This window comes from Streptomyces lothianensis, assembly GCF_047779955.1.
In the GTDB taxonomy this organism is placed as follows: domain Bacteria; phylum Actinomycetota; class Actinomycetes; order Streptomycetales; family Streptomycetaceae; genus Streptomyces.
Map to the genome: position 1 here is coordinate 205,707 of NZ_JBLMKT010000023.1, position 15,188 is coordinate 220,894.

15 protein-coding genes are annotated in these 15,188 nt (G+C 73.3%); 5 read left to right on the plus strand and 10 right to left on the minus strand.

Annotated features, from left to right (window positions below):
- Window positions 1-2: 2 nt before the first annotated feature.
- The 4 genes from ACLF6P_RS06910 to ACLF6P_RS06925 form a co-directional block, all read right to left on the minus strand.
- Window positions 3-866, minus strand: a complete 864-nt coding sequence (locus ACLF6P_RS06910) for a hypothetical protein (RefSeq protein ID WP_415948895.1) — start codon at window positions 864-866, stop codon at window positions 3-5.
- On the minus strand, window positions 863-1,063 hold the full coding sequence (locus tag ACLF6P_RS06915) for a hypothetical protein (protein ID WP_415948897.1): 201 nt from the start codon (window positions 1,061-1,063) through the stop codon (window positions 863-865). Before ACLF6P_RS06915 ends, ACLF6P_RS06910 begins: the two co-directional genes overlap by 4 nt.
- A 226-nt stretch (window positions 1,064-1,289) precedes the next feature.
- Window positions 1,290-2,585, minus strand: a complete 1,296-nt coding sequence (locus ACLF6P_RS06920) for an ABC transporter substrate-binding protein (protein ID WP_415948899.1) — start codon at window positions 2,583-2,585, stop codon at window positions 1,290-1,292.
- Between the two features lie 2 nt (window positions 2,586-2,587).
- Entirely contained in the window at window positions 2,588-3,169 is a 582-nt protein-coding gene (locus ACLF6P_RS06925) for a hypothetical protein (protein WP_415948901.1), read from the minus strand.
- A gap of 207 nt (window positions 3,170-3,376) precedes the next feature.
- On the opposite strand from ACLF6P_RS06925, the gene ACLF6P_RS06930 reads away from it, so the two are divergent.
- Genes ACLF6P_RS06930 through ACLF6P_RS06940 form a run of 3 tightly spaced genes read left to right on the plus strand, consistent with a single transcriptional unit; the run spans window position 3,377 to window position 7,516 of the window.
- Window positions 3,377-3,928 (plus strand): hypothetical protein, encoded by a 552-nt coding sequence (locus ACLF6P_RS06930; RefSeq protein WP_415948902.1) that lies wholly within the window; start codon window positions 3,377-3,379, stop codon window positions 3,926-3,928.
- Window positions 3,929-3,930: 2 nt separating this feature from the next.
- Window positions 3,931-6,807 (plus strand): ABC transporter permease subunit, encoded by a 2,877-nt coding sequence (locus ACLF6P_RS06935; protein ID WP_415948904.1) that lies wholly within the window; start codon window positions 3,931-3,933, stop codon window positions 6,805-6,807.
- Window positions 6,808-6,844: 37 nt separating this feature from the next.
- Complete coding sequence (locus ACLF6P_RS06940) at window positions 6,845-7,516, plus strand: ATP-binding cassette domain-containing protein (RefSeq protein ID WP_415948906.1); 672 nt, start codon at window positions 6,845-6,847, stop codon at window positions 7,514-7,516.
- A 51-nt stretch (window positions 7,517-7,567) separates the two neighbouring features.
- Here ACLF6P_RS06940 and ACLF6P_RS06945 read toward each other — a convergent pair whose 3' ends face one another.
- Window positions 7,568-8,257 carry a LysM peptidoglycan-binding domain-containing protein gene (locus tag ACLF6P_RS06945; RefSeq protein WP_415948908.1) on the minus strand — a complete coding sequence of 230 codons (690 nt, stop codon included), beginning with the start codon at window positions 8,255-8,257 and terminating at the stop codon, window positions 7,568-7,570.
- 293 nt (window positions 8,258-8,550) lie between these two features.
- Between ACLF6P_RS06945 and ACLF6P_RS06950 the strand changes: the two genes are divergently transcribed.
- On the plus strand, window positions 8,551-9,321 hold the full coding sequence (locus ACLF6P_RS06950) for a hypothetical protein (protein WP_415948910.1): 771 nt from the start codon (window positions 8,551-8,553) through the stop codon (window positions 9,319-9,321).
- A gap of 137 nt (window positions 9,322-9,458) precedes the next feature.
- Window positions 9,459-9,806 carry a hypothetical protein gene (locus tag ACLF6P_RS06955; RefSeq protein WP_415948912.1) on the plus strand — a complete coding sequence of 116 codons (348 nt, stop codon included), beginning with the start codon at window positions 9,459-9,461 and terminating at the stop codon, window positions 9,804-9,806.
- A gap of 100 nt (window positions 9,807-9,906) precedes the next feature.
- On the opposite strand, the gene der is transcribed toward ACLF6P_RS06955, so the two are convergent.
- The 5 genes from der to ACLF6P_RS06980 all read right to left on the minus strand — a co-directional run bounded on the left by der (window position 9,907) and on the right by ACLF6P_RS06980 (window position 14,975).
- Window positions 9,907-11,388, minus strand: a complete 1,482-nt coding sequence (der, locus tag ACLF6P_RS06960; RefSeq protein ID WP_415948914.1) for a ribosome biogenesis GTPase Der — start codon at window positions 11,386-11,388, stop codon at window positions 9,907-9,909.
- A 109-nt stretch (window positions 11,389-11,497) separates the two neighbouring features.
- Window positions 11,498-12,085 (minus strand): lysophospholipid acyltransferase family protein, encoded by a 588-nt coding sequence (locus ACLF6P_RS06965; protein WP_415948935.1) that lies wholly within the window; start codon window positions 12,083-12,085, stop codon window positions 11,498-11,500.
- Window positions 12,086-12,156: 71 nt separating this feature from the next.
- The gene (gene cmk / locus ACLF6P_RS06970; RefSeq protein ID WP_415948916.1) at window positions 12,157-12,834 is read right to left on the minus strand and encodes a (d)CMP kinase; all 678 of its coding nucleotides are present in this window, start codon (window positions 12,832-12,834) and stop codon (window positions 12,157-12,159) included.
- Between the two features lie 315 nt (window positions 12,835-13,149).
- Window positions 13,150-14,244 (minus strand): prephenate dehydrogenase, encoded by a 1,095-nt coding sequence (locus tag ACLF6P_RS06975; protein ID WP_415948918.1) that lies wholly within the window; start codon window positions 14,242-14,244, stop codon window positions 13,150-13,152.
- 188 nt (window positions 14,245-14,432) lie between these two features.
- On the minus strand, window positions 14,433-14,975 hold the full coding sequence (locus ACLF6P_RS06980; protein WP_415948920.1) for a YidB family protein: 543 nt from the start codon (window positions 14,973-14,975) through the stop codon (window positions 14,433-14,435).
- Between the last annotated feature and the right edge of the window lie 213 nt (window positions 14,976-15,188).

The window sequence follows — 15,188 nt, forward strand, 5'->3', positions numbered from 1 at the left end:
CGCTACCGACGGTTCACGCTCACCGAGAGGTCGTTGTCCACGGTGTAGTACGGCTCGGCCGAGACCGGGCCGTAGGCGCCGTCGACCCGGCGGACCGGATACCGGAAGACGGGCTTGCGGTCCGCGATGTCGTCGAGCAGCCGGGCGATCCGGATCCGTGGCCCCTGCGCGCCGGAGGGGCGCAGCCACAGGTCCCAGGTGCCGGGCGCCAGCTCCCCGTATTCGATGCGCGCGGTGAACCCGGTCCCCTCCACGCGGACCTCGGCGCGCAGCGCTTCGGCCTCACCGGCCCGGTGCACGCACTCGACGTGGGCCTGTGCGCCGAACCCGGCGGCGAACAGCCGTCCTTCGACGTCCAGCCCCCGGGCCCCGACGAGGACCGCACCGGCCTCCGCGTGCGGGGCGCGATGCCAGGCGCGTACGGCGAGGTCCCCGGACTTCGTCGGGTACGGGATACGTACGCCGAGCCAGCCGGCCGACGGGTCCGGCACCCGGTCGAGCAGGGCCCGCAGATCGCGTAGGCCGGGCCGCAGCCGGGCGACGGTGGCGCCGCCGAGCTGCAGATGGGCGTCCCAGCGGCCTTCCGGCAGGATCATGGTGGCGGGCAGGGAGGCCCGCAGCCGTGTGCCCTCCGCGGGCGTGAGCGGCAGGCCCACCTCCTCGGCGGGCTTGCCGCGCCGCCTGAGCAGCAGGGTGGCCGCCCGGTCCGCGGGCTCCCCGGGCAGGTCGAGTTCGAAGCTCAGCCCACCGGCCGAATCGGCCACGCAGTGGACGCGCAGCAGGGCGTTCGCGGTCCCGGGTGCGGACCGCGCCGGGGGCGCCGGGCGGGCGTCGTCCGCGGACGGGGTGAGAGAGGAAGTGCTCATGCGGACCGCAGCCTCCTGACGCCCGCGCGGATACCGTTCCTGCGGACGTGGCCGGCCGCCTGCCGGGCGAACCCGGCCGCGATACGGACCGCGTTCGCCCGGCCCGCGAGGCTGCCGCGCACGCGGTGCAGCTCCCGGCGGCGGCCGGTGCGGGCCCCGGCCAGTTCGGCCAGCTGCTCGGCCAGACTGAACGTCATCCGGATCATCCCCCTATGCCATGGGCATGGGTGATCAGGAATGAGATGCGCATGCGTCCTCGACTTCCGTTCCCCCAACGGACATCCCCCGTCGCACGTGTGCAGGATTCCGCCTGATACCCGTACGACGGCCGAACGGGCACGATGGTTGCCTCACCGCCGCAAATCGGCCGTCACCGCTCGTGCCGGATCGGCGGCAGTCACGCTCCTGCGGGATCTGCGGCCGTCACTGCTCGTACGGGATCTGCGGCACCTCGAAGCAGTTGGTGTTCATGTCCTCCGCCGTCACCCAGCCCTCGCCGTCCTGCCAGCGCGCCACCGACAGGCAGGTGCGGCGGGTGGACGGCGGTTCGGGGAGCTGCTCGAACACCACCGGGATCAGCAGTCCGCGCGCGTCATAGGGCTCCCCGCGCTGCAGGTACGCGTCCACGCACTCCCGGGTGATCCCAGCCGGCGCGCAGGACTCGGCGGCGTCCGCGAACCACATGGCGGCGGCCCAGCCTTCGAGCTGCCACTGCGAGAGCCGGTCCGCGCCCTGCATCGCCTCCCGGAACTCCTTCGCCGCCTCGCTGTCCCGGTCCTGGAAGTTGCGGCTCGAACCGGTCACCCACAGGGCGTTGCGGCAGTGCGGGGCGTCCTTGTAGTCCTCGGCGACGGTGGAGGTCCAGTTCTGCGCGTTGGTGACCTTCGCCGTGACCTCCAGGCCGACCTGGTCCATCGCCTTGCACAGCCGTACGTTGCCGTGCGTGTCGAGGGCGTCGAAGACGAGGTCGGCGCCCTGCTGCTTGAGATCGGCCGCCACGGCACGGAAGTTGGGCAGCGCCAGGTCGACCTGTTCGGTGACGACCTTGTATCCCTCGGCCCGCAGCCCGCGCGCGACAAGCTGCGCATAGCCCGCCGAGGCCGCCTGGTTGTACGAGACCACGGCGGCGGTCCGGGCGCCGTGCTCGCGCTTGAAGTAGCGGTAGACCTCGGTGCCGCCGTACTGCTTGCCGTCCCAGCCGGGCCTGCCGCCCTCGCGCGGGGCGAGCGAGCCGTAGATGGAGTACAGGTGCGGATACGTGTCGTACGCGGGCCCGATCGGCTGCCCGCCGATGTCCGGCACGCCCGCCCCGGACACCCGGGGCGCACCCTGGTAGTCGAGGACCGTGGTGGCGACCAGGGCGACGACCCGCTGTTCCTCGACGAGCTTGTGCACGCACTCGTTGTTGCCCACGCCGCTGCCGCCGTCGTCGCAGGTGTGCACCTCGACCTCGCGGCCGTCGATGCCGCCTTCGGCGTTGAGCCGTTCGAAGTAGGCCCGCGCGCCGTCGCGCGGCCCGCTGAACGCCTGGCCGCCCACCGGACTCGTCTCGCTCAGGATGATCCCGACCTTCAGCGGCGAGGTGTCCGCGGTCCGAGCGGGCCCGCTCGGGCGGCCGGTGAAGTCGCTCTCCGGCAGCCGGCTGCCGCAGGCGGTGGCGACGAGGGCGAGCAGGGTGAGCAGGGTGAGCAGCGCCGCGGACAGCGCGTGCCTGCGCACGCTCAGCAGCCGGGCATCGGCGAGGTGTTGCCGCTCAGCGAGAGCAGTCCGCAGAGCGTCTTGACGGACACCTTCCACGTGCCGTCCTGCTCCACGGCCGTGCCCGCGCTGTCCGGCAGGACCGTGACCCCGTCCAGGGCGAGGTCGTAGGTCACCTTGGCGTCCTTCGGCGAGGTGAACTCCACCTTCTTGACGTCGGCCGAGACCTGGCCGCCGCGCTCGTCGCCGCTGAACGCCTGCAGGACGGGCCGCATCTCGGCGCCGTTCTCCAGGACCTTCTCCTTGTCGGCGAGCGGCACCTCCGGATCGAAGAACTTCTCGAAGTTCTGCTTGATCTCCTGCTCGGCCGCCGCCGGGTCGTCCGGCTGAGCGCCGCCCGCGGTCTCGGAGGGCGGGGCGGTCGTGGGCTCGGCGGGCGCGCTGCTCGTCGCGTCCTTGGACGGTGTGGGCGGCGGGGTCTCGCTGCCCCCTCCCCCGTCGTCACCGCAGGCGCTCACGGACGGACCGATGACCAGGACGGCAGCCGCGGCGAGCGCGGCGAGGCGCGACCTGGGACGCGTGTGGGGGCTGCTCCCGAGGACCATCTGGCTCACCACCGGGTGTCGGACCGGGCACCGCCCGGTGCTTTCAGGGTCAGCTTCAAGAAGGCATAGTGCAAGCGATCGGCCGACAAGAACAGTAGGAGGCTGTTGTCAAACCCGTCGGACAACAGCCTCTCCGCCGGCTGACTGGACATGCGCGGGCACAGGCTCGGACGCACGAACACGTGAATCGGATCCCCAGGGGGCCGGATGCCAACTGCTCGACTGCGGACAGCGCACCCCATGCTGTGGGCGGGACTCGCCGCCGCGGCACTCGGGGCGGTGCTCTGTGTGATCGGCTGGTACGGCGTCTCGGGCGAGCGCTTCGCCGAGCGCCAGGTCCCCTATCTGGCCTCCTGCACCCTGCCGGGCGCCGCGCTGATCATCTCGGGCGCCGTGCTGATCGCGCAGGCACACGGCGCGGCGGCCGCGGCCCGGATGGACCGGCTCTACGGCCTTCTCGTACGGGAGGACGCACCGCAGCCGTCGGCCGCACCGGTGGGCGCGAGCAGCGCTGAGCTGCTGTTCGTGCCCGGCGGGACGCTGTACCACCGGGCCGATTGCCCGCTCGTGGCCGGCAAGCCGGAGGCGGTGCCCGCCGATGCGGGCGCGCTCGCGGCCGAGGGGCTCGGGCCCTGCCCCGTCTGCGAGCCCACCGAACCCGGAGAGCCCGGCGGATCCGCGGAGCCCGACAGGCCCACCGCCTCCGACCGGCCCACCGATCCCGGCCGCCCCTCCGGCGAGGCCGGTCCGGAGTCCTGAGGGTGGACTCGCTGACCTGGGACCTCACCCTGGCGGGCCTCGCCATCGGCAGCGCGGCCGCGCTGACCGGCATCGGGCTGATCGTCACCTACCGCGCGACCGGCGTGCTCAACCTGGCGCATGGCGCGGTGGCGATGGTCTGCGCGTATCTGCTGCGCCAGTGCACTGTCGAATGGGGCTGGCCGCTGTGGCTCGCGGCCACGTTCACGCTGGTCGTCGTGGCGCCGGGGCTCGGGCTGCTCCTGGAGCGCGCGGTGTTCCGCCCGCTCGCGCTGCGCGGCAGCGATCCGGTGCAGACGCTGGTCGCCTCGATCGGGGTGTTCGTGCTCCTTGTCGGCGGGGCGGCCCTGGTGTGGGGGCAGGGGGCACGTGCGGACGCCCCGGAGGTACTCGGCGGCGATCCCTGGTGGCAGCTGGCGATCGTGCTGGTCCTCGCGGCCGGGGTGTGGGCGGTGACGCGCTGGACCCGGTTCGGCGGCGAACTGCGGGCCGTCGTCGACAACCGTCCGCTCGCCGTGCTCGGGGGGATCGACGCGGACCGGGTGGCGTCCGTGGGCTGGGCCTTCGGCTCGTTCACGGCGGGTCTGACCGGGGTGTTGCTCGCCTCGCAGGTGCGCCTCGACCCGTACGGCCTGACGCTCCTGGTCATGCAGGTGATCGCGGTCGCGGTGGGTGCGGGCATGCACAGTCTGCCGATCGCCGTGGCCGTGGCGGTCGGCATCGGGGTGGTGCAGGCCCAGCTGACCCGGCTGCATCCCTCCGGCTGGGGCGAGCCGCTGCTCCAGGCGGCGGGGGCGAACCTGTTCGTGGTCGCGCTGCTTGTGTCCGCCCTGGTGCTTCCCGGCATGGGCGGCCGCGACGCGCTGCCGCGTACCGCGTCGGCCCGGGTCCGTACGCCCGCCGGGGTGTGGGTGGTGGCCGGTGTCCTGTTCCTGCTCCCGCTCGGTTTCGCGGGCTCGGACCTGCATACGGCGGTGCAGGTCCCGGCGCTCGCGGTCGTCCTCCTCTCGCTCGTCGTGGTCACCGGGCGCGGCGGGCAGATCTCGCTGGGGCAGGCCGCGTACGCGGGCCTCGGCGCGCTGTTCACGGCGCTGCTCGCGGCGGGCCGCTTCCCCGGGCTTCCGCAGCTGCCGATACTCGTGGCGCTCGCGGTCGCGGTGCTGCTCGTGGCGCCGCTGGGGCTGCTGACCGGCTGGCCCGCGATCAAGCGGCACGGGCTCGCGCTCGCCCTCGCGACGCTTGCGGTCGGGATGGGCGTGAGCCGTTTCGTCTTCGACCAGCCGTACGCGACCTCGGGGCTCGGCATCGGCCGCCCTGCGGGCCTGGACGGCGACCGCGCGTACTACGTCCTCGAACTCGTCCTCCTGACGGGCGCGTTGCTCTGTGTCCTGCTGCTGCGCCGCGGCCGCACCGGACGCGCCCTCGCGGCCCTGCGCGACCACCCGGCGGGTGCGGAGGCCTCCGGGGTGCCCGTACCGCTCCTGAAGGTGGGCGCGTTCGTCGCGGGCGCCGCGCTCGCGGCGCTGGGCGGCGCGATGCTCGGCATGGGCGTGCGGGCCTTCGACCCCGCGGCCTTCGACCCGGTGCGCGGCCTGCTGTGGTTCGCCGCGGTGGTGGTGCTCGGCGGCGACTCCCTGATCGGCGCCCTGGGCGCCGCGGCCCTCCTGGTCGGCCTGGACGCGGGCACGCGGGGCGGGGTGGCGGCAGCGGTCATCGGCGTCCTCGCCGTCCTCATCGGCCGCTTCCCCGGCGGGCCCTACGAGGCGGTACGGGCCGTGGCGGGGCGGCTGCGGGGAGCGGAAGGCGAGGTGCGGCTGAGCGCGCGAGGGGAGGCGGTGCGGGCGCGGGTCGAGGTGCGGCTCGCGGGTGCGGGCGTACGGGGTGGGGTGGGCGGAGATCGGCTCGCGGGTGGGGGCGTACGCGGTCGGGCGCGCGGAGATCGGCTCGCGGGTGCGGGCGCGCGAGGCGGCGTGTCCGGGGATCGGCCGGCTGCGCGCACAGCACCCGGATCCCGCCCGACACCAGGACCCCGGCCCGGCACGACAACCCGACCCGGGGCTGGCACGACAACCCGACCCGGGGCTGGCACGACAGCAGAACCCCGGGCCGGTACGACAGCAGAACCCGGGCGCGACGTGACGCCCGGACGCCGTCCTGCCTCCACGGCGCGCACCCGCCCGGGTGCGCTCTCCGCCCACGGGCTCACCGTCACGTACGAGGACTTCACCGCGCTCGACGACGTCCGTCTGGAGGTCCCGCCCGGTCGCATCACCGCCGTGATCGGACCCAACGGTGCGGGGAAGAGCACCCTGTTCCACTGCCTGGCCGGTACGGTGCGACCCGTCGCCGGGCGGGTCGAGTTCGGCGGGCGGCAGCTGACCCGGCTCCCGGCGCACACCCGGACCCGGCTCGGGATCGCCCGCACCTTCCAGCAGCTGGCCGTGTTCCCGTCCCTGACCGTCGAGGAGAATCTGCGCGTCGGCGCCGAACAGGGCCGCGTACGCGACCCCTCGGCGGTCGACCGCACACTGCGCCTGCTCGGCCTGGACGGGCCCGTGCGCCGCCACCTGGCCGCGGATCTGCCCACGGGGACGCTGCGGCGCGTCGAGATCGGCCGGGCGCTCGCCGGCTCCCCGCACGTGCTGCTGCTCGACGAACCCGCGGCGGGCCTCGACACCGCCGAGGTCGCCTCGCTGACCCGGATTCTGCGCGCCGTCGCGGCCGAGGGCACCGCGCTGCTCGTCGTCGAGCACGACCTGGACCTGGTGGACCGTCTCGCCGACACCGTCCACGTCCTGAGCGCGGGCCGGATCATCGCGAGCGGTCCCCCGGACGAGGTGCTCGACGTAGCGGCCCATACTCGCGGAGGATCCGCATGACCTGTCGGCAGGCATCCATGCACCCAAAAGCGCGCCCATGAGCACCGGGATCGAGCTCCGCGGGGCCCGGGTGCGCTACGGCCCCCTCGAAGCCCTGCACGGAATCGGCCTGATCGCCCCGCACCCGGGCGTCACAGTGCTCCTGGGACGCAACGGCTCGGGCCGTACGACGGCCCTGCGCACCCTGGCCGGGACCCTGCGCCCGGCCGAGGGACGTGTGCTGTGGCAGGGGCGGGACGTGACCCGGCTCGCGGCCCACGAGCGGGCCGCGCGCGGCATCCGTTTCGTGCCCGACCGGCAGGCCGTCTTCGGCTCGCTCACCGTCGCCGAGAACCTGGAACTGGCCGTACGCGGGGGCGACCACTCCCCCGCCTTCACGACGTATCCCGAGCTCCGCCCCCTGCTGCCGCGCCGCGCCGCGAGCCTCTCGGGCGGCGAACAGCGCATGCTGGCGCTCGCCGCCGCGCTGCTCGCCCGTCCCCGTGTCCTCCTCCTCGACGAGCCGGCCCAGGGCATGTCCCCCGCCGTCACGGCCCGTACGTACGACCTGCTGACCGGCCTCGACGCCACGGTCGTCACAGCCGAGCAGCGGCTGCCCGCGCGCCTGGGCGCACCGGGCGGGCGGGCGGTCCTGGTCCATGAACTGCGGCGCGGCTCGGTGGTGTTCAGCGGGGAGGCCGCCGAATGGACCGCGTCGCAGCGGGCCTGAGAACGGTGCGGTCCGGGGCCCGGCCGCACCGTCTCCTTCGGGCCCCCGGTCCTACGGGAGCCGCAGCATCGCGCCCGGCAGGAGCCGGTTCGGGTCCTTGCCGATCTCGTCCCGGTTGGCCGCGTACAGAGCTTTCCAGCCGCCCTCGACCTTGTTGATGCGGGCGACCGAGGAGAGGGTCTCGCCGGGCTTGACGATGTGCATCCGGCCCTCGAGGCCATAGCGCCGGGAGCACACCGGCCAGGCACGCCAGCCCTGCACCCGCAGGACCTTCTCGGCGACCTTGATCTGCTGCGCCTTCGTGGCCAGATCGGCGCGCGGCGCGTACGCGAGACCGCCGAACTCCTCCCAGGTCGGCTGCCAGAACTGCAGCCCGCCGTAGAAGCCGTTGCCGGTGTTGATGTGCCAGCGGTTGCTGCTCTCGCACTCGGCGATGCAGCTCCAGGGCCACCCGTCCTTCGCGCAGTCGTACGGCACGTCGAGGAAGCCCGGCGGACCGGCCTCGGGCATGCCGACGTTCGGCGGACCGACCTCCGGCAGATCGACCTCCGGGACGTCGACCTCCGGGAGGTCGAGGGCGTCCGGCAGGTCGAAGACGTACGGGCGCGGAGGTGACACCTCCGGGCCCGAGGCGGGCGGTGCGGGGTCGTCGCGGGGCTCCGCCGCGGCGTGCGCGGCGGTCGGGGAGAGCGGGAGCAGGAGGGCGAGGAGCCCCACGGTCCACAGACGCTTCTTCGGCATGCGCCACGCTAAGCAGCCCCCACCCCGCGCCCACGTTCTGCCGCGCCCCGAAGCAGGCCGAGCCCACCCGGTCGGACTATCGGACAAGGCGTACGTCGGACAAGACGTACGGACGGGTGGGTGACGTCGGCGGTATGCACTCCGCATTCACTCCGCGCCGCTGCGTGACCCCCGCCGTGGTTCACCCGTTGTGCTCTGCATGAGCCCGTGGGCTCGATGGGGGGCCGAAACGACCGGCCCCGCGCGCCGGGAACCTCCCGGCACCGCGACGCACCGACTTCCGAGGAGCACCTGTGCAGCGCATGCTCGACGTCAGCGACGACGTACGCGCCGAGATCGGCGACGACGAGGCCGACCGCCTGCTCACCGGGGACGGCTCCCCGGGCAGCTATGACTGCACGTCCTGCCGCACCCCGGGCGACAGCCAGAGGGAGCGCACCAGCACCGTGCTGTTCGTGGGCGACGAGACGGCCGTCCTCGCCTTCGCGCACTCCACCTGCCTGCCCTCGCAGGTCGTGCAGGTGCCCGAGGAGCAGCTCCAGGGCGCCGTCCAGTCGATCACCGGCGGTCAGGCACCCGCGCCGGACCAGCCCGAGCAGGCCGTGCTCGGCGTGACCAGCGGCCTCGTCCTCCTCGACGGTGAGCTGCACCCGGCGCTCGTCGTCGAGCCCACCGGCCCGATCGCCCGGCCCGGCGCCACCGGCGGCGGTGACGACTTCCTGCCGCTCCTGATCGAGCAGGGCTTCATGCCGGTCAGCCAGATCGCGAGTGTGCCGTCCACGCTCGACGGCTGGTCCGTGCTGCTCGCCATGGGCCAGCTGCACGCGATCCTGCAGCCCGGCGAGAGCGGCGGGCAGGTGGCCTGGTGGCAGGCGCACCAGCCGCTCCAGGTCACCGAGGGCTGGCGCACCGCCGCCAACAAGACCAACGCGGTGCTGGTGTTCGCGGCCCCGGCGGGCACCATCGGCCGCCAGCCCCGCGAGGACCTGCTGCGCGACGCCCTCGACAAGGCCGCGGCCAACGGCCAGCTGGTGACCGCGTCCATGCCGCTGGCCGGCACGTGACGTCCGCCGATACCGGCTCGGGCCGGTGGGTGCGGGTACCGGCGGGCTCCTCCGAGCCCTGGGGGTCCTCCGGGGCTTCGGCTCCGGCCGGGCCCTCGGGGCCGCAGGCCCCGTCGGACCCGACGGGCATGAGGTCGATGCAGCCTGTCCCGCATCCCAAGGGGCGCGGGTTCGTTGGCACCTACGTGCAGCCTTACGACCCCTCCCACCAGCCCATCCCCGGTATGCGGCCCTCCGAGGAGACTCCCCCGAACCGCTCCGCCACCCCGATCTACGACAGGCTCTACGCGGAGTGGCGCAGATCGTTCAAATCACTTCCGGGGGACCGCGTCGGCGAGGAGGGCCTGGGGTTCACCGCCTTCCGCAACCAGCCCCAGAGCCGTCACCCGCGCCACGAGCCGCCCCCGCCGACCTGGCAGCACATGCCCCAGCACCCGACCGGATTCCCGGCGGCGCTGCCACCGGCGCAGCGCAGGGAACGCTGAGTCCCCGACGGTCAAGGCGGCTGAGGCCTCCGGCGGCGAAGGGGGTGTGCGGGCTCCGGCCCGCACACCCCCTTCGGTGCCTCGTCACTTCGTCACTTCGTCACTTCTTCTTGCTGCGCTTCTCACGCACCCGCACCGAGATATGGACCGGCGTCCCCTCGAAGCCGAACTCCTCGCGCAGTCGACGCTCGATGAACCGCCGGTACCCGTGCTCGATGAACCCGGAGGCGAAGAGCACGAAACGCGGCGGCTTCGTACCGGCCTGCGTGCCGAAGAGGATTCGCGGCTGCTTGCCGCCGCGCACCGGGTGCGGATGGGCGGCGACCAGCTCGCCCAGGAAGGCGTTGAGGCGCCCGGTCGGCACCCGGGTCTCCCAGCCTTCGAGCGCCGTCTCGATCGCCGGCACCAGCTTCTCCATGTGCCGCCCGGTGCGCGCCGAGACGTTCACCCGCGGGGCCCACTGAACCTGCCCGAGCTCGGTCTCGATCTCGCGCTCCAGGTAGTAGCGGCGCTCCTCGTCGAGGGTGTCCCACTTGTTGTAGGCCATGACGATCGCGCGCCCGGCCTCCACCGCCATCGTGACGATGCGCTGGTCCTGCACGCTGATCGAGTCGGCGGCGTCGATCAGGATGACCGCGACCTCCGCCTTCTCCACGGCCGCGGCCGTACGCAGCGAGGCGTAGTAGTCGGCGCCGGACTGCAGGTGCACCTTCTTGCGGATACCGGCCGTGTCGATGAACTTCCAGGTGACACCGCCGAGGTCGATCAGCTCGTCGACCGGGTCGCGGGTGGTGCCGGCCAGCTCGTTGACGACGACGCGGTCCTCCTTGGCCACCTTGTTCAGGAGGGAGGACTTGCCGACGTTCGGACGGCCGATCAGGGCGATCCGGCGCGGCCCGCCGACACCGGAGCCGCCGAAGGTCTGCGCGGGGGCTTCGGGCAGCGCTTCGAGGACCGCGTCGAGCATGTCGCCCGTACCGCGGCCGTGCAGCGAGGAGACCGGGTGCGGTTCGCCGATGCCGAGGGACCACAGGGCGTGGGCATCGGCCTCGCCGCTGGGGCCGTCGACCTTGTTGGCGCACAGCACGACCGGCTTCTTGGCCTTGCGGAGCAGCTTGACGACGGCCTCGTCGGTGTCGGTGACGCCGACCGTCGAGTCGACCACGAAGACCACGGCGTCGGCGGCCTCGATGGCGTACTCGGCCTGCGCGGCGACGGAGGCGTCGATGCCGAGGACGTCCTGCTCCCAGCCGCCGGTGTCGACGACCTTGAAGCGGCGGCCCGCCCACTCGGCCTCGTAGGTGACCCGGTCGCGGGTGACGCCGGGCTTGTCCTCGACGACGGCCTCGCGGCGGCCGATGATGCGGTTCACCAGGGTCGACTTGCCGACGTTGGGGCGGCCGACGACGGCGAGCACGGGGAGCGGGCCGTGGCCCGCCGCCTCGATCGCGCCCTCGACCTCCTCGATGTCGAAGCCCTCTTCCGCGGCGAGCTCCATGAACTCCGCGTACTCCGCGTCGCCGAGCGCGCCATGGTCGTGCTCGTGCTCGTGCGCGCCCTCGGCGGGAATCTGGTCGTTCATGAAGTCCGTACCTCTGTCATCAGTCATCGATGGACCACGCAGGCGCGTGGGCCACTACTCACCGCTTGCCGACCCGCTGACGGGACGGACGCGGTGCTTCAAGTCTTACTCAGCGCCCGGTGAGGCGCCTGGCGTTTTCCAGGTGTCCGGTGAGCCGGTCCTGGATGCGCAGGGTGGCCTCGTCCAAGGCCTTGCGCGTCCGCCGCCCGCTGCCGTCGCCCGCCTCGAAGGGGTCGCCGAAGACCACGTCGATACGGCTGCGGAGCGCCGGCAGCCCTTTTATCAACCGTCCGGGGCGCCCCGTGCTTCCCAGCACGGCCACCGGAACGATCGGCGCACCGCTGCGGACCGCGAAATACGCGAGCCCGGCGCGCAGCGAGGCGAAGTCGCCCTCGCCGCGGGTGCCCTCCGGGAAGATCCCGAGGACGCCGCCCTCGGCCAGGGCACCGAGGGCCCGGGTGATCGCCGTGCGGTCGGCCGTGGAGCGGTCGACCTCGATCTGGCCGATCCCGGTCAGGAAGGAGCCGAGCGGGCCGACGAAGGCTTCCTTCTTGATCAGGAAGTGGGTGCCGCGCGGCGCCGTTCCCATGACCATGGGCCCGTCGACGTTGTGCGAGTGGTTGACGGCCAGGATCACCGGGCCGCTCGCGGGCACCTTCCAGGCGCCCAGGACACGCGGCTTCCACAGGCCGTACATCAGGCCGACGCCGATCCTGCGGCCGATCTCGGCGCCCCGCTGCGAGGGGGTCGTCACTTCACGGCCGGCGCTCACGCGGCGGCCCGCTTCTCCTCGACCAGGGTGACCACGCACTCGATGACCTGCTGCAGCGTGAGGTCGGTGGTGTCCACCTCGACCGCGTCACCGGCCTTCGCGAGCGGGGAGGTCTTGCGGCCGGAGTCGGCCGCGTCCCGCTTCAGGAGGGCCTCACGGGTGGCGTGGACGTCCACGCCCTTCAGCTCACCGCTGCGGCGGGCGGCGCGGGCCTCGGGCGAGGCGGTGAGGAAGATCTTCAGATCGGCGTCCGGCAGGACCGTGGTACCGATGTCGCGGCCCTCGACCACGATGCCGGCGGCGGCCGATCGCGCGATGGAGCGCTGCAGCTCGGTGATCCGGGTGCGCACCTCGGGGACGGCGCTGACGGCGCTGACCTTGGAGGTGACCTCCTGGGTACGGATCGGGCCGGACACGTCCGTACCGTCGACCGTGATGGCGGGGGCGGAGGGGTCGGTGCCCGAGACGATCTCCGGCTTGCCCGCGGCGGCGGCGATGGCGGCGGGGTCCGTGATGTCGATGCCGTTGTGCACCATCCACCACGTGATCGCGCGGTACTGGGCGCCCGTGTCCAGGTAGCTGAGGCCCAGCTGGGCGGCGACGGCCTTCGAGGTGCTGGACTTGCCCGTGCCGGAGGGGCCGTCGATGGCAACGATCACTGCGGTGGTTTCCACGGGGGTGGGGCGCCTTTCGTGGGCGGGGCGGCGGAGAGGGTCGGCGAAAACGCCGACCCCCTAGGTTACTGGCTCCGGGGAGCCCGCCTTCCCGCCGGGCTCCCCGGGGCCCCGCTGCCTCCCAGTCCTGCTGCGTCGTGGCGCGGCTGGGTCAAGCGCCTCCGGCTGGGGTGCCTGTGCCCACCCTTCCCCAAGCGCTCAACTACGCCCCCAAGCTCTTCGAGCAGGGGGTACCCCCTGAGCAGGGGAGACCCCACTCGCCCTGCGGCACGACTGCCCACAGGCAGGGCAGGGGGGTGGGTGCGAAGCCCGCACCTACTGCCGAAGCGCCCAGCCGCGTTCCCGCAGCGCGCCCACAAGGGCAGGTGCGACCTTGGGGTCGACGAGGAGCTGGACCACACCGGCCTGCTGCCCCGTCGCGTGCTCGATCCGCACGTCCTCGATGTTGACCCCCGCCATCCCCGCATCGGCGAAGATCCGCGCCAGCTGCCCCGGCTGGTCGGAGATCAGCACCGCAACCGTCTCGTACGCCTTCGGCGCCGAGCCGTGCTTGCCCGGCACCCGCACCTGCCCGGCGTTCCCCCGCCGCAGCACCGCCTCGATCCCCACGGCCCCGTCCCGCCGCTTCTCCTCGTCACAGGACTGGAGCGCCCGCAGCGCCCCCACCGTCTCCTCCAGATCCGCCGCGACCGAGGCGAGCAGATCGGCGACCGGCCCCGGGTTCGCCGAGAGGATGTCGATCCACATCCGCGGATCGGAGGCGGCGATCCGCGTGACATCGCGGATGCCCTGGCCACACAGCCGTACGGCGTTCTCCTCGGCGTTCTCGAGGCGCGCGGCGACCATGCTGGACACCAGGTGGGGCATATGGGAGACGAGCGCCACGGCACGGTCGTGCGCATCGGCGTCCATGACGACGGGTACGGCCCGGCACAGCGCGACCAGTTCGAGCGCGAGGTTCAGTACCTCGGTCTCGGTCTCGCGGGTCGGCGTGAGCACCCACGGCCGCCCCTCGAAGAGGTCCGCGGTGGCGGCGAAGGGTCCGGAGCGCTCCTTGCCCGACATCGGATGCGTACCGATGTACGCCGCCATCGCGGCCGCGTCGAGCCCGAGCTCCTCCAGTTCCCGGCGCGGCCCCGCCTTGACGCTGGCGACGTCCAGGTACGCGCGGGCCACGCCGCGCCGCATCGCGTCCGCGAGGGTCGCGGCGACATGCGCGGGCGGTACGGCGATGATCGCGAGGTCGACGGGCGCCTCGGGCGGCTCGTCGGTGCCGGCGCCGAGCGCCGCAGCCGTACGGGCCTGCTCGGGATCGTGGTCGGCCAGGTGCACGGTGACACCGCGGCTCTCCAGGGCGAGCGCGGCGGACGTGCCGATCAGTCCGGTGCCGATGACGAGAGCGGTTCTCACTGGGCGATGTCCTTGCGCAGAGCGGCGGCGGCACCGGGTGCACGTGAGCGGTCCCGGCGCGCGGCTTGTCGGATTCGATGTTCGCGTGCTCCGAACAGCCTAGTCAGCACGGCCGTTCGCAGCGCGCGGCGCCCGTCTGCCGAGACGGGCGCCGCGTGGGGAAGGGCCAGGGGGAGACGGGCAGGGGCTCAGAGGTTCTGCTGCTTCATCAGGTCGTCGAGCGAGGCGGGCATCTGCCCCTGCGGGGTCAGCTTGTCGACGGCCTGCGGAAGCTGGCTCGCGATCTGATCGGCTGCCTGCTCGTCGGTGATCCCGTTCTGCTCGGCGACCTGGCGCAGCGCGTCGGAGGGCAGGGCTTCCTTCACCTGCGCGCCGGTCACGGCTTTGTTGTCGCCCTGGCCGACCCAGGACTGGGTCTGCTCGGTCAGCCCTGCCTTGTTGAGGCCTTCGAGGAGCCCGGACAGCGGGTTGCCGCCGCCACCGCCGGAACCTTGGCCGCCCAGGAAGGACTGCAGCAGCTGCGCGAGGATGTTGCCTCCGCCGCCACCTCCGCCGGAACCGCCCTGTCCGCCACCGAGCAGGCCGCCCAGGAGGCTGCCGAGGTCCGGTCCGCTGTTTCCCGCCATGGTCGCGCCTTTCGAGAGTGTTGCGGAGCCAGGTGGGCGTGCCGCAGAAAGCCCCCACGTTGCGTTGCACGTCCCAATGTCACCCGATCCGCAAGGCCCTGCCACTCGGCGTGACCGGGCGCCGTCTCCTGCCCGCCGACACCACGGCGCCGCGTCCCGCGGGCGCGGCAGGGCGACAGGGCGGCAAGGCCGCAAGGCCGCAAGGCCGCAAGGCCGCAAGGCCGCAAGGCCGCAAGGCCGCAAGGCCGCAAGGCCGCAAGGCCGCAAGGCCGCAAGGCCGCAAGGCCGCAAGGCCGCAAGGCCGCAAGGCCGCAAGGC

Bases quoted from the DNA above. Each gene is read 5' to 3' on its own strand.
- ACLF6P_RS06910 (WP_415948895.1), bottom strand. From the start codon at position 866: ATGAGCACTTCCTCTCTCACCCCGTCCGCGGACGACGCCCGCCCGGCG.
- ACLF6P_RS06915 (WP_415948897.1), bottom strand. From the start codon at position 1,063: ATGACGTTCAGTCTGGCCGAGCAGCTGGCCGAACTGGCCGGGGCCCGC.
- ACLF6P_RS06925 (WP_415948901.1), bottom strand. From the start codon at position 3,169: ATGGTCCTCGGGAGCAGCCCCCACACGCGTCCCAGGTCGCGCCTCGCC.
- ACLF6P_RS06930 (WP_415948902.1), top strand. From the start codon at position 3,377: ATGCCAACTGCTCGACTGCGGACAGCGCACCCCATGCTGTGGGCGGGA.
- ACLF6P_RS06940 (WP_415948906.1), top strand. From the start codon at position 6,845: ATGAGCACCGGGATCGAGCTCCGCGGGGCCCGGGTGCGCTACGGCCCC.
- ACLF6P_RS06945 (WP_415948908.1), bottom strand. From the start codon at position 8,257: ATGCCGAAGAAGCGTCTGTGGACCGTGGGGCTCCTCGCCCTCCTGCTC.
- ACLF6P_RS06955 (WP_415948912.1), top strand. From the start codon at position 9,459: ATGCAGCCTGTCCCGCATCCCAAGGGGCGCGGGTTCGTTGGCACCTAC.
- der (WP_415948914.1), bottom strand. From the start codon at position 11,388: ATGAACGACCAGATTCCCGCCGAGGGCGCGCACGAGCACGAGCACGAC.
- ACLF6P_RS06965 (WP_415948935.1), bottom strand. From the start codon at position 12,085: ATGTACGGCCTGTGGAAGCCGCGTGTCCTGGGCGCCTGGAAGGTGCCC.